This is a genomic window from uncultured Psychrobacter sp. (genome assembly GCF_947495825.1).
Classification (GTDB): domain Bacteria; phylum Pseudomonadota; class Gammaproteobacteria; order Pseudomonadales; family Moraxellaceae; genus Psychrobacter.
On record NZ_CANMAH010000004.1, the window covers coordinates 122014 to 135648 of the forward strand.

Here is a 13635-nt window from a genome sequence, read left to right on the forward strand (position 1 = left end):
TACGCTATATAGGAACGACGGAGGGACTTTATAATGGATCCACAATTTAAATTATGGGCTACCATTCTTGGTTATATGTTACTGGCCGTGACTATCAGTGCTTGCACTTCTCTATGGATTCGCCATCATTTAAAAAGTAAGGACTTGCATCCCCGCCGCGCTATCAAAAAAAGATATTTAATTTTAAAAAGACGAAGAAAAAGGCTTGACACAAAGCGTAGACGCCATTAGAATGTGCACCACTTCAGCATAAACGGTGAAAGCAGCTGAAGGTGTAGTACCTAGTCCCCATCGTCTAGAGGCCTAGGACACCGCCCTTTCACGGCGGTAACGGGGGTTCGAATCCCCCTGGGGACGCCATATATTAAATCGCTATAGCAGTTAATTTAGCGTTTTTTAAGCCTATAAAATCTAACGGATTTTATAGGCTTTTTTTATGCCTGTCATTTTACTCTAGTGGCTTCGCTGTTCTAGTTGTTCTATACGCAAAATATAAAAAGCCAGCAGGACGCTGGCTTTTTATAGAGCATTATGAATTTATCTACTACTAAAACTTATCAGAGAGCATAAACCATAACAATGCCAATATAATAAGTGCACCTAGTACCGTTTGAATCAAGAAAAAGGCTTGGTGCTGTCCCACCACCTTTCCTAACGTCAGACCTAGTGCATTATACTTTATCGGTTGAGCATCGACGTCGCCTGTTTCTTCTTGCTCTTTATAATAACCTTTTAATATTTTCAAGAATTGCTTCCATTCATTAGGGGCCCAATTATAGGGTTTAAAAGGCATAAGTGCCTTCGCTTTAGGATCATTAATCATCCAACGTTCAAGGATGATGGAGCGTAACGACCATCCAGTAAAACCGCGCTCATCAATCGCCGAAAACTCTAGGGTTTGTATATCTTTGTGTCTATCATCTAATAAAAGACGGTTTTTTAAATTGGTTAATACTTGCTCTGACCCTTCTACGCACTGAAAAAAATAACCATTGCCATAGCAAAGTACACCAGTGATGTTATCGTCCTTATTGTTTTTTATAGAACATTCAGCAATGTCATTTAATGTGCCAGCGCCTGACAGTCCAGTAGAAGTAATTCGGCTAATATACACAAACTGATAAAGATCTAATTCTTCTGATTTGTTCATAGTAATAACGTCTGACAAGTAAATGCCCCTTAAAGTCAAGCGAATGAGCGCCCATCATTTTTAAAATAAAAAAACAAAACCAAAAACAAGACTTAATATCTTGTCATATTGTTGATATTATAAGTTTTATTGTTAATTGTATTAACTTAGTTACATGATAAGGCAGTTTGGTCAACTAAGCAACTTAATACGTAACATAGCCCCAAAGAATTGTAACCAGACAATGTTCTATACTTCGCCTTATATTCGCAAATGTAGATATATCAAGGGCTAACGCAGTTTATAACCGAGCAAACATAAAATAAATAATTTTGTTACTGTACTACGTCAACACTACGTTAATAGACACTTATAACTATTGTGTTGTGATAAGGAAGAATCGATAAAAATGACAGATAGCGTAACAAGTTTGCTACTGATAGCCGTTATCGTCGATAGGAATAGAGATATAGAAAAAGAAGAGTTTTAGTTTTGGGCGGTTAAGATGGCTGTTAATAATATAGCATCGTCAGGATAGGTAAGCTTGATGTTTTGACGACTGCCATTAACCAGTCGAATAGGAAGGTTTAGGTGCTCAAAGGCGCTGGCTTCATCTGTAATCATAAGCTGATGTTCAGACACATAAGCCAATACTTGCTGCAATTGATCCAAGCGAAATACTTGCGGTGTTTGCGCTTGCCACATGTTACTACGATCGATCGTGCGCTTAGCATAGGGGTGTGTGCTACCGCCAATCATAGCATCACTCACAGAAGGGATGTTTGCAAGCTCAGATATAGCGTTAGACTGCAGGCAGGACTCCTTTAGAGTATCGGCGACAGGAGTAGCTAGAATAGCGCCATACGGCTCTAGCATTGCCGCTTCGATGACTTTATCAATATCAAGACTTGGAACGGCAGGACGCGCGGCATCATGAATCAGAACCAAATCCGAATCTTTGGCACCTGCGTTACTAATTGCCTTGACACCTGCTAGTACCGACTGCCAACGTTCAATTCCACCTATAGCATAATGTATAGGAAGCTTAAAATTGAGCGTCTGCGCCGTATTGTCATTTGCCGCTATCACCAATAGGCACTCATCAATATATGCACTACTAGCAAGTCTTGCTACGCTGTTTTGTAGTAGCGTCTGTCCTTGCAATTTTGTATATTGCTTAGCGATAGATGCACCGAAACGACTACCGCGACCTGCAGCGACAATCATCGCGTGTACACTAGGTTTGGTATTCATAACGTGCTACTCATGGTTACAGTCCATCACAACCTTGCTCAAAAAAGATATATTTTAAGAGTTAACATAGAGATAAATAGAGTCGTCATTATACAGGAAGGATTTGATGAAACCTCAAAAAAGCTACTGTCGACTGTGGGTGGTGGGTGCGGTTGATACTTGCACAAAGGTCTCGTTTGGCTTAATTAATCCTAAGTCTAAACGAGCGTGCTCTTCTACTGCTTCAAGACCGTTTTTTAGGTCATGCACATCAGTACGTAACAAGTTATTGGCCGCCACTTGATTATCATTTAGGCGCTGCTGATCTTCAATTTGAGTAAGCAGTTTTTTATGCTCAAATCGACCATTTTCACCCAACCAATACTGATATTGCAGTCCTAATAGTACTGCAACAGCTAAAGCGAGTAATATAAATTGGCTAAAGTATTTCATAAAACGATAACGCCAAATAATATAAAGATACCAAATAAAGACTAGCTAAGCTTACTAGACGATATATAAATCCTCATATATCGTCTAGTATTAACCATCAATATAGCTTAAATGTTAACCACGTAGACCGATGAACTCTTCACGGCCGCGGTAGCTTGCGCGTACTTGTTGCTCAATACGCAATAGCTGATTGTATTTCGCAACGCGATCCGAGCGGCACAACGAGCCAGTTTTGATCTGACCGGCTGCGGTACCGACGGCCAAATCTGCAATTGTGCTGTCTTCAGTTTCACCTGAGCGATGCGAGATAATCGTTGCGTAGCCGTTTTTCTTCGCAAGATAAATCGCATCTAAGGTCTCTGATAAAGTACCGATTTGATTAAATTTAATCAAAATTGCATTAGCAATATTTTTATCGATGCCTTCTTGCAAGATAGCAGGATTTGTCACAAATAAATCATCACCGACCAATTGTACTTTATCACCAATTTGCTCAGTCAAATACTTCCAGCCATCCCAATCAGACTCATCAAGACCGTCTTCGATAGAGATGATGGGATACTGGCGCGCCAGTCCTACTAGATAATCTGAAAAGCCTTGGCTATCAAAGGCTTTGTTACCCTCGCCTGCCAAAACGTATTGACCATTTTTGTAAAACTCAGTAGCAGCGCAGTCTAGAGCCAAATGGACGTCTTCACCAGCTTTATAACCGACTTGCTCGATCGCTTGCAAGATAACGGTGATGGCCTCTTCGTTGCTACGCAAGTTTGGCGCAAAGCCGCCTTCATCACCAACCGCTGTATTTAGGCCTTGTGATTTTAGGACAGACTTTAAGCTATGAAAAATCTCAGTGCCAGCGCGTAGTGCTTCTGAGAAGCTTGTAAAACCAACTGGCTCAATCATAAACTCTTGGATATCAACCGTATTATCCGCGTGCTCACCACCGTTTAGAATATTCATCATCGGTACAGGCATCGTCAAAGAGGTCTGATTACGTAAGTTGGCAATGTATTGATGTAATGGCAAATTTTGTGATTTGGCAGCAGCTTTGGCAGTCGCTAGAGAAACTGCTAGCATGGCATTAGCGCCTAGGTTGTCTTTATTTTCTGTACCGTCTAGCGCAATCATCGCATCATCGATGCTTTGCTGCTCAGTGACATCTTTATCCATTAATGCACTGCGAATTTGACTATTGACGTTGGCAACGGCTTTTTTGACGCCCTTACCCATGTAGCGATCTTTGTCGCCATCACGCAGCTCAAGCGCCTCACGTGAGCCAGTTGATGCGCCACTTGGGGCAGCAGCACGGCCAATAGTACCATCAGCCAAGATAACATCGGCTTCAATCGTTGGGTTACCGCGCGAGTCTAAAATCTCACGAGCGCGAATGTCTTTAATTGCGGTGACGTTGGTAATTTCTTCAGCGTACATAATGTCTGTTAATTCCTTTGGTCATGCCAAGTTTGTGGGATAAAAAACGGCAACTAGAATACAAAAAGTAAAGCAAAATATCTTATAGCGCATGTATTTAAAATAATAATACACCTTATCCAACCGGCTGTTTTTGAGTGTCATTGAAGGTCTATTTGATACAATAATACTCGGCTATAGTGCTTGGCATCATAGCATATATTTAGTCAAACTTCCCTTATCTTACACCAACTTGCGTCCATAAAACCAAACTTACATATAACGCTGGCCGTTATTATCTCGTTTAAGTGCATATATTATTAAAAAAATATCTTTTTTAGGTCTTTGCTGGGTCATAGCTATCAAGAGTAGACGTAGATACTGTATTCTCAAGCTCAACTTTCGTCTTAAACTGTGTTAATCGTAGCGCATTCATCAATACTGAGATAGAGCTTAGCGCCATAGCAGCAGCAGCGATCATCGGGTTTAAAAACCCGAAAGCGGCAAGCGGTATGCCTAAACAATTATAGATAAAGGCAAAGAATAAGTTTTGTTTGATATTGCGTAACGTTGCTTGAGCGATCTTTTGTGCAGCGTCTATATGCATGAGCGACTCGCCCATCAGACGTGCAGACGCACTATGCTGGGCGACATCTGTCCCCTCAAACATCGCAAAACTTGCATCAGCGGTGGCCATCGCTGGCGCATCATTGACCCCATCTCCTGCCATCGCAACCTTATGACCTGCCGTTTGCAATACGGCAATTTGGCTGGCTTTATCCCGTGGGCTCATCTTGCCATACGCTTTCTCGATACCTAGCTGTCCTGCCACATGATCGACGACCGACTGTTTATCACCGCTCATCAAAATGACATTGATGCCAGAGTTTTGTAGTGCAGTAATAGCCTGCGAGGTATCAGTCTTTAGATCATCAGCAAGGGCAAAAGCGCCTAAGGGTTCATCATTGACACTGACGGCAACAGTACTGGCGATTTGCCACACCTTTGGCATCAGCTTTGGTAGATTTAAACTGGCAAACTCTGCAGTACCGACCTTAACCAGACCAAGACCTTCTATGTTTGCCTGTATACCAGCACCTTTGATGACGCTGACATCAGTGACCGTCAACAACGACAGATTGCGCGCTTTTGCCGCATTAATAAGCGCCGTTGCTAGCGGATGACTGGCATGCGCTTCAACACTTGCAGCAATTTGCAACACATCATCTATTGGTAAGGATTTATCGACCATCACTTGGTCAACAATGGTAGGTTTACCGACAGTCAATGTACCGGTTTTATCCAAAACGACGGTATCGATATTGCCTGCTGCCTCAAGACTTTGCGCGTCTTTAAACCAGACGCCATGACGCGCAGCGACACCCATACCCGCCATAATAGCCGCTGGCGTCGCCAATCCAAGCGCACAAGGACAAGCAATCACCAACACCGAGACGGCATGCATTAAAGCGGTATCAATCGCACCGGTCAACCACCATGTCAGCGCAAAAGTGACGACAGCAATGACCACAACAACTGGGACAAATACTGCTGTTACTCTATCAGCCAGACGCGCCAAATTGGCTTTGGAGCCTTGCGCATCGCTAAGCGCTTGCACCATATCACCAAGTTTGGTATCGCTACCTTTTGCACTGACGCGATATAATAAGCTACCATTCTCGACCAAAGCGCCTGCAAGCAGCTCACCCCCTTCTTCTTTTTTTAGGGGCACAGACTCGCCAGTTAAATGACTCTCTACGCACCAACCACTACCATCAATGACCACACCATCAGTGGCAACGCGACTTCCTTGTTTGGCACGCAGGATATCACCGACCTGTACGTCTTGCAGTGCTACATTGTGGAAGTCGCCATTTGGCTGTTGTTGTTCGACTTCATCTGGTGTCAATGACAATAATAAATCGATGCTATTTAAGCTATGCTTTTTAGTGCGTTCCTCTAGATACTTACCCGTACGAACAAAAGCAATGACCATGACTCCTGCTTCAAAATATACTGCAGGACCATGTCCACTGCTATGGCTATTTTGCAATAGACCATTTAGTGTACCATCGCCATGCGTGAGCCATAAATAGGTTGAATACGCCCAAATAGTCACTGTACCAATGACGACCAGCACATCCATATTGGCAAGACCACCTTTGATGGATGCCCAAGCGCTTTTATAAAATGGCAACGCCAAGCCAAATTGTACAATGGTCGCAAGGATAAACTGTACCCAGACAGGTGGCATCCACGCCATACCCTGTCCAAAGAGCATCCCCGCCATACCGATTAAAAACGGCACCAAGCAGACCCATAGCGCAATTAATCGCCACGGATACTCTGTCGCGGTATCTTTATCTGTCTTGGCAAACAAGTTGTCAGCGGCCTGCAAGTTTGCGACAAAGCCCGTTTTATTCACCCACTCTGTGACTTGTTCAGGTGTTGTCTGCGCTGGATCATAATCGACATTGGCAGTCTCGCCCGCGAAGTTTACACTCACTTTATAAACTGAGGGCTTCTTATTAAGGACTTTTTCGATTCTAGACGCACAGGCTTGACATGTCATACCATCAATGGCTAATTGCAAGTGCGCACGCTGAGGCTCAAGCAGCGTATTAGACTGAATATCAGTGTCAACATCATACGATTGGTCATTGGCAGTACGGATAGAATCATTCATAAGTAAAACTCGTTACAACGTTGATGGAGCGCTTATGGAGCGTTATGAGTTATAAAAAAGACTAGTAATTAGATAAAAATCTAAGTAAATCAGGAAGTTTAGTTAGGTCTGTGTATAGGTATCTAGTTTGTCGCTCTCGCATAATATTTGTATTATTATACTAAAATACATATTGATGATATATAGTAGATGGTTGTGACGACTAAGATTTCAAGGCGATATCATTAAACAAAGCAAATATAGATGCTAGATATGAGCATAACTACTACATATGACTTTATGACTTGTAGTCACCGCATAGCCATTAAGAAGCCATTAAAAAAACCAGCCATCGTAGCTGGTTTTATGGTAGAAAAAAAGCTTAAGAATTGGCGACTGTGGCATCAAATCCTGCCTCATCGATCGCAGATGCAATGGCTTCTGCGCTGGTCTTACTGTCATCAAAAGTCACCGTTGCTAGATTGTCAGCAAGATCGACAGAAATGGTATCTATACCATCGATACTGTCAGTCGCAGTGTGTACACTTGCCACACAACCGCCACAAGTCATACCGTCGATTTTGATAATACGTGTTTGGCTTGCCATGTTTGGCTCCTTATTATTATAAATTAACGAACTGCTTGTATGAAGATCTGGTAATTAGCTATTTCTGGTAACTAACTTCTAGTAACTATCTATTAAAGACCTACCTTATTAAAGACCTATCAAAACAGCGTTCAACTAGCATAAGCCGAATCATCGTTAACAACAACACCTTTTGGTTATCACTTTATTAAAGAATAATAGCTTTTTGCTAACATGATAAGGTTATCTAATTATCATAATGTGGATTTTGCGGTGCATCAATGGGATATGGCTGGGTCACATAATCGACCGTATTAATCGCAGCTGTTAGGGCATGAATACTGGTATCTGTATCATCGTAGCGCACAGTTGCGACGCTACTCGCTGCATCAAGCTCTATCGCCGTCACGCCTGTGATGTTTTTTAACGCTATCATGACACTGTCCAATCCTTCAGCGTCATCGATATTTTCGATACTCACTTGTGCTGTCTGAATCGCCATTGTGCTGTCCTCTTTACCTATCGATTAATGGGTATCTAGTACTTCAAAACCTTTGACCAAATCATCAATTTGCTTAAGCTGGCGCAAAAACGGCTCTAATTGACTGGTTCTCAAAGCACAAGGTCCATCACATTTTGCCGTTTCTGGATTGGGATGCGCCTCTAAGAATAGACCTGCTAGTCCGGTTGCCATACCTGCGCGTGCAAGCGTGGTAATCTGCTCACGGCGACCGCCTGCACTATCACTGCGTGCACCTGGCTGCTGTAAACTATGCGTCACATCAAAGAATACTGGTATATTCATCTGCTTCATGGTATCAAACCCGAGCATATCGACGACCAAATTATTGTAACCAAAGGCGCTGCCACGCTCACATAGGATAAGCTTGTCGTTTCCACCTTCCAAGCATTTATTGACGATATGACGCATCTCATGCGGCGCTAAAAACTGTGCTTTTTTGATGTTAATAATCGCGTCTGTCTTTGCCATTGCATGTACCAAATCAGTCTGACGCGATAAAAATGCAGGCAACTGAATAATATCGGCAACCTCAGCAACTGGTGCTGCTTGATATGGTTCATGCACGTCAGTAATGATTGGCACTTGGAACTTTTCTTTAATTTGTCCTAGCCAATCGATACCTTTTTCTAATCCAGGACCACGATACGAATGCAGGCTTGAACGGTTAGCTTTATCAAAGCTGGCCTTAAATACATAGCCAATCCCCAAACGTTGGCATATCTCTACATACTGCTCGGCAATCTCAAATGCCAACTCTTTTGACTCTAAAACATTCATACCGCCGAACAATACAAACGGCTGATCATTACCGATATTTATCGTCTTATTATTAGGCGTGTTAAGCTGAATATGTGATTGAGCTGTAGATAAATTATCCATGAAACAGTTATCCTCTTTATAGTTATCAATATCTCTACCCGCTATTGTAACCGATGGCTAAATTAAAAAAAGTGTATAAGCGTAATTAGTGACAACAGACAAGTTGTAGAGTAACAGACGCAAATACTATCAAATACCAATGGACTATCAGCTCATAAAAAAAGACCAATCCGAAGATCAGTCTTTTGATTGGTATAAGCGCTGTAATAAAAGCCTAAACCCTTACTTAGCTTCGCTATAGTTCTTTGCAGCTTTCACAAAGCTGTTAAACAGTGGATGACCACCGCGTGGCGAGCTGGTAAATTCAGGGTGGAACTGTACCGCGATAAACCATGGATGGTCCGCAATCTCAACCGACTCAACCAGATGCTGCTTGGCTGAATAACCTGATATAGTCATGCCTGATTGCTCTAATGGCTCGATATAACGGTTATTCATCTCATAACGATGACGATGACGCTCTGTGATATTACTAGCACCATAGATCTGGCTTAATTTGCTACCAGAAACCAGTTCAGCTTGCTGTGCGCCCAGACGCATCGTACCACCAAGATCTGAATCATCGCTGCGAATCTGTAACTCGCCGCGCTCATCTAACCATTCAGTGATTAAGCCTATAATAGGCTCTGCGGTCTTGCGATCAAATTCAGAAGAGTTGGCATCAATCTTAATTACATTACGCGCATACTCAATCACTGCTAGCTGCATACCAAGGCAGATACCTAGATATGGGACGTTGTTTTCACGAGCATAAGTAATAGCTTGTATCTTGCCATTCGTACCGCGCTCTCCAAAACCACCTGGCACTAAGATGGCATCAGCATCATTTAACTGTGTCAGTAAGCTATCATCATCTTCTAAATGCTCAGCATCAATGTAATTGATTTTGACATCTGCTTTGTGAGTAATACCCGCGTGTAGCAATGCTTCGTTAATAGACTTATAAGCATCGGGCAATTCGACATATTTGCCGACCATCGCTACAGTAACGGTTGATTCAGGGTTTAACTGAGCCTCAACCACCTTGTCCCAATCGCTTAGATCCGCTTCGGGTACATCAAGACCAAAACGCTCACAAATCAAATCATCAAGGTCTTGCTCATGAAGAGTGCGCGGTATCTGATAGATACTCTGTGCATCTTCACACATAATGACTGCACGCTCTTCGACGTTGGTAAATAGCGCAATCTTACGGCGGTTGTCTTGCGAGATATGATGATCAGAGCGGCAAATTAAAATATCAGGCTGAAGGCCAATCGAACGCAGCTCTTTGACTGAATGCTGAGTTGGCTTAGTTTTGGTCTCTCCGGCACTGGCAATATAAGGGACGAGCGTTAGATGCATTAACATGGCGCGATTGCGACCAAGCTCCACTTGCATCTGGCGTACCGCTTCCATAAATGGAAGTGATTCGATATCACCGACCGTACCGCCAATCTCGATAATGGCAATATCATAGCCTTCGCCACTGGCAAGAATCTTACTCTTAATCTCATCAGTGATATGCGGAATAACCTGTACCGTACCGCCAAGATACTCACCGCGGCGCTCTTTATTCAATACGTTTTGATAAATGCGACCACTAGTAAAGTTGTTACTCTTACTCATCTTAGAATGACGTAAAAAACGCTCATAATAGCCTAAATCTAAATCCGTCTCCGCCCCATCTTCAGTGACGAATACTTCACCATGCTGAAACGGACTCATCGTCCCTGGATCAACGTTGATGTACGGATCCATTTTGGTCATGGTTACACTCACACCGCGCGCTTCTAATATCGCGGCAAGGGAAGCTGCGGTAATACCTTTCCCTAGTGAGGACACTACCCCACCGGTCACAAATATAAACTTGGTCATAGTACTCTATCGGTAATTGGTAAAAGAGGATTTTACTAAAAAAGCGTCATAAAATATAGGGCAAAAACTCAAAGTCTCTTAAACTCTTAGGTTTTGCTCAATGTTTCTCTATTAAAGTTGACATAATGAAAAAACCCATCCCGTAGGATGAGTCTTTTAGCATTATATAGTCATAATGATTAACTATGACTTGAATGATATTAAAATAAAGGCTACTTAGATAAAAGCCACTAGAACAGATACTCCAAGCCGCCACCAACGGCGAAGACCCTGATATCTGCGACAGAGTTGGTAGGATCCGTCGGACTGGTATAATCGGCTGAATTTTGACCCACATAAGCATGAGCGATCACATTATCTTTCAACTCGTACTCACCGCCCAATACAATTTGATCCGAGTCATTGTTACTGATGCCGTTTAGGTTATCTGTCTTGTTGTATTGAAGGTAAACAGAAGCTGGGTGAGCAAAGTTCTCTAATGCCATTTTGCCACTAACTATCAGGCCTTTTTCTTTATCAGAGCCTGCAAAGTCATAGTCAGCTTGCTGATATACCGCCCCTAAAGTTAAGGGAGTGGATATATCTATATATTCATCTAAATCGACGGTTACCGTACCGCGAAAGGCATCGCCGCCATAATTTATAAGACCATCAACATTATCATCAGTGGCAAAATCTAAGGTATTAATACTACCACTCGCCTCAATATCTTTACTATAAGCAAGAGCGGCTGTATAGCCTGTCCCTTTATCTAGCTTTAATGCAGCGCCATAGCCATCTTTACTGCCATCATCAAGACTTTCATCAGCCGCATACTGTAGTACCAATTCCAGGCCATTGTATTCGGGTGCAATCCACAATGCTGAGTTATTTTGGCGTGTATAATCAAGCATATTCAATGCAGCAACACCGCCGTTATCGTTAAGCGTTCTTTTACCTAAATTATCCCAGTAAGCCCTATTGAATATAGGACCATACAAATAGCTAAAGACCGATGAGTTGCGACCAAAACGAAACTCACCATAGTCTTTGTTTACTAGGCCTAGATAAGTATCACGACTTGTAAAAGTATTGCTGTCATCGCCATCGATATCAACGCCATACTCTAATCGATAAATCACATCAGTATTAGCAGTAATCGCTTCAGAACCTCTGAGACCTAGCCGTGAAAAGTTTGAGTTAACTTGTACTAAGTCCACATCAGAATCCTGAGGGGCATCATCTACACGATTATTGTAATCCGCTTCACCATTAACATAATCAGTGGTCAAAAATGCTTTGCCATAGATTTCCGGTGCTGCTTGCGCAACTGGTACAGATACAATAGCAATCGCTGATGCTAAAAGTAGTTTTCTCATAAAAAGATCTCTATTTTACAATTTTAATGACGGACGGCTATAACGTGTTAAAAAAATAGCGAGGTCTCTACTAATTTCGGTTAACAATTTTTAAAGAAAGTAGAAGGCATAATAAGAAACATCTATTACAAGCTCATAAATTTGCGATAAGCATATCAACTTTGACACACGTTGCAATATTCATATAAGCATTAAAGCTGACAGTTACTAGAGCAGATAGGTACAGAGACTGATAGAAACTGAGCTTTATAAAATCGATCTTAAAACAGATATTCTAAGCCGCCACCGACAGCAAATACTCTAATATCTTCAACTGTATTGGTAGGGTCCATTGGATGGGTATAATCAGCTTTATTCTGTCCAATATAAGCATGAGCAATGATGTTTTCTGTAAAGTCGTATTTGCCGCCCAATATAATCTGGTTCGAATCATTATCATCCAAACCATTTAGATTAGTCGTTTGGCTATACTGTACATAAATAGCGGCTGGCTTATTAAAATTAGCCAAGTCCCTCTCAGCACTTACCAGCAAGCCTTGTTCTTTGTCCGAGCCTATAAAGTCATAATCAGTCTGCTGATACATCGCACCTAGTTTTAATGGATAATCGGTAAATTGACTCAAATCAATAGTTGCCGTTCCCCGAATCACATCGCCACCATAAGTCAGCGTCTGCTCCACTGCATCTGTGCCGTTAGAGTCGACCACAGTCATAGAGTCATCGACATCCATATCCTTACTGTAAGAGATGCCTGCGGTAAAGCCTGTACCTTTATCAAACATCAAAGAAGCCCCATAGCCATCTTTATTAGCCTCTTCATCAGCAGCATATTGTAACGCAAGCGTCAAATCTTTGTATTTAGGCGCAATCCATACAGCAGAGTTACTTTGTCGAGAGTAATCGAGCATGTTTAGACCTTTAAGCTCTTCTTCTTGCTCAAGTCTAGATACGCCTAAGTTGTCCCAATAGCCCTCACTCACATCTACATTGTTTACATAATCCAAAACGGAGGTATTATGACCAAAGCGAAACTCGCCGTAGGCTGGATTCTTTAAGCCTAGATAAGTATCTCGACTAGTAAACGCGACGCCTTCATCCTCTTCATCGATCTCGACTTCGTACTCTAGTTGATACACGACATCAGTATTAGCAGTAATAGCTTCAGAGCCTCTAAAACCCAATCTTGATGAGTGCGAGCCGACTTCTAATAAATTCCTGCTAGGTTCTTTAGAGTTATAATTGTTATTAATATTGTCAGCCTTAGCGCTGACATAATCAGCAGACACAAATACTTTGCCATAGAGCTCTGGTGCGGCTTGGGCAGTAGGTGCAGACACCGCTAAAATGGCTGGAATTAAAAGGAGTTTTTTCATAGTAGATATCTACTCTAACACTTGGTGATTATATAGGCAGGTTATTAAACGCATTATAGTCTACTTAATAAACCACATAAAACCTAGAATGGCCTTAGCGTTTTTACGTTTTTTCTGTCTGTTCTAAAACAAAATCAACACAACAAAAAAACTCACCCCGAAGGATGAG

Annotated in this window: 11 protein-coding genes and 1 tRNA gene; 1 reads left to right on the plus strand and 11 read right to left on the minus strand. The window is 42.1% G+C overall.

Annotated elements, in window-relative coordinates:
- The first annotated feature begins 284 nt into the window (after window positions 1-284).
- Window positions 285-360, plus strand: a tRNA-Glu gene (locus Q0895_RS06055).
- Window positions 361-547: 187 nt separating this feature from the next.
- On the opposite strand, the gene Q0895_RS06060 is transcribed toward Q0895_RS06055, so the two are convergent.
- From Q0895_RS06060 to Q0895_RS06110, 11 genes are all read right to left on the minus strand, one after another.
- Entirely contained in the window at window positions 548-1150 is a 603-nt protein-coding gene (locus Q0895_RS06060; RefSeq protein ID WP_299186475.1) for a BLUF domain-containing protein, read from the minus strand.
- Window positions 1151-1615: 465 nt separating this feature from the next.
- Window positions 1616-2383, minus strand: a complete 768-nt coding sequence (locus Q0895_RS06065; RefSeq protein WP_299186477.1) for a 2-C-methyl-D-erythritol 4-phosphate cytidylyltransferase — start codon at window positions 2381-2383, stop codon at window positions 1616-1618.
- Window positions 2384-2506: 123 nt separating this feature from the next.
- Window positions 2507-2815 carry a septum formation initiator family protein gene (locus Q0895_RS06070; protein ID WP_299186479.1) on the minus strand — a complete coding sequence of 103 codons (309 nt, stop codon included), beginning with the start codon at window positions 2813-2815 and terminating at the stop codon, window positions 2507-2509.
- A 114-nt stretch (window positions 2816-2929) separates the two neighbouring features.
- Window positions 2930-4246, minus strand: coding sequence for a phosphopyruvate hydratase (eno, locus tag Q0895_RS06075; protein WP_299186482.1), 1317 nt, complete (start codon window positions 4244-4246; stop codon window positions 2930-2932).
- A 316-nt stretch (window positions 4247-4562) separates the two neighbouring features.
- On the minus strand, window positions 4563-6911 hold the full coding sequence (locus Q0895_RS06080; RefSeq protein WP_299186484.1) for a cation-translocating P-type ATPase: 2349 nt from the start codon (window positions 6909-6911) through the stop codon (window positions 4563-4565).
- Between the two features lie 361 nt (window positions 6912-7272).
- Window positions 7273-7497 (minus strand): cation transporter, encoded by a 225-nt coding sequence (locus Q0895_RS06085; RefSeq protein ID WP_058369205.1) that lies wholly within the window; start codon window positions 7495-7497, stop codon window positions 7273-7275.
- Between the two features lie 226 nt (window positions 7498-7723).
- Complete coding sequence (locus tag Q0895_RS06090; RefSeq protein ID WP_299186489.1) at window positions 7724-7978, minus strand: hypothetical protein; 255 nt, start codon at window positions 7976-7978, stop codon at window positions 7724-7726.
- Between the two features lie 24 nt (window positions 7979-8002).
- On the minus strand, window positions 8003-8878 hold the full coding sequence (gene kdsA, locus Q0895_RS06095) for a 3-deoxy-8-phosphooctulonate synthase (RefSeq protein ID WP_299186491.1): 876 nt from the start codon (window positions 8876-8878) through the stop codon (window positions 8003-8005).
- Between the two features lie 222 nt (window positions 8879-9100).
- A complete protein-coding gene (locus Q0895_RS06100; protein ID WP_299186493.1) occupies window positions 9101-10735 on the minus strand; it encodes a CTP synthase in 1635 nt (544 codons plus the stop codon).
- A gap of 230 nt (window positions 10736-10965) precedes the next feature.
- Window positions 10966-12093, minus strand: coding sequence for a porin (locus Q0895_RS06105; protein WP_299186495.1), 1128 nt, complete (start codon window positions 12091-12093; stop codon window positions 10966-10968).
- Between the two features lie 260 nt (window positions 12094-12353).
- The gene (locus tag Q0895_RS06110; protein ID WP_299186498.1) at window positions 12354-13466 is read right to left on the minus strand and encodes a porin; all 1113 of its coding nucleotides are present in this window, start codon (window positions 13464-13466) and stop codon (window positions 12354-12356) included.
- Window positions 13467-13635 lie beyond the last annotated feature (169 nt).

Coding starts and splice junctions, on each gene's coding strand:
- eno (WP_299186482.1), bottom strand. CDS start 4,246: ATGTACGCTGAAGAAATTACCAACGTCACCGCAATTAAAGACATTCGC.
- Q0895_RS06105 (WP_299186495.1), bottom strand. CDS start 12,093: ATGAGAAAACTACTTTTAGCATCAGCGATTGCTATTGTATCTGTACCA.
- Q0895_RS06060 (WP_299186475.1), bottom strand. CDS start 1,150: ATGAACAAATCAGAAGAATTAGATCTTTATCAGTTTGTGTATATTAGC.
- Q0895_RS06065 (WP_299186477.1), bottom strand. CDS start 2,383: ATGAATACCAAACCTAGTGTACACGCGATGATTGTCGCTGCAGGTCGC.
- Q0895_RS06110 (WP_299186498.1), bottom strand. CDS start 13,466: ATGAAAAAACTCCTTTTAATTCCAGCCATTTTAGCGGTGTCTGCACCT.
- kdsA (WP_299186491.1), bottom strand. CDS start 8,878: ATGGATAATTTATCTACAGCTCAATCACATATTCAGCTTAACACGCCT.
- Q0895_RS06080 (WP_299186484.1), bottom strand. CDS start 6,911: ATGAATGATTCTATCCGTACTGCCAATGACCAATCGTATGATGTTGAC.
- Q0895_RS06070 (WP_299186479.1), bottom strand. CDS start 2,815: ATGAAATACTTTAGCCAATTTATATTACTCGCTTTAGCTGTTGCAGTA.
- Q0895_RS06085 (WP_058369205.1), bottom strand. CDS start 7,497: ATGGCAAGCCAAACACGTATTATCAAAATCGACGGTATGACTTGTGGC.
- Q0895_RS06090 (WP_299186489.1), bottom strand. CDS start 7,978: ATGGCGATTCAGACAGCACAAGTGAGTATCGAAAATATCGATGACGCT.
- Q0895_RS06100 (WP_299186493.1), bottom strand. CDS start 10,735: ATGACCAAGTTTATATTTGTGACCGGTGGGGTAGTGTCCTCACTAGGG.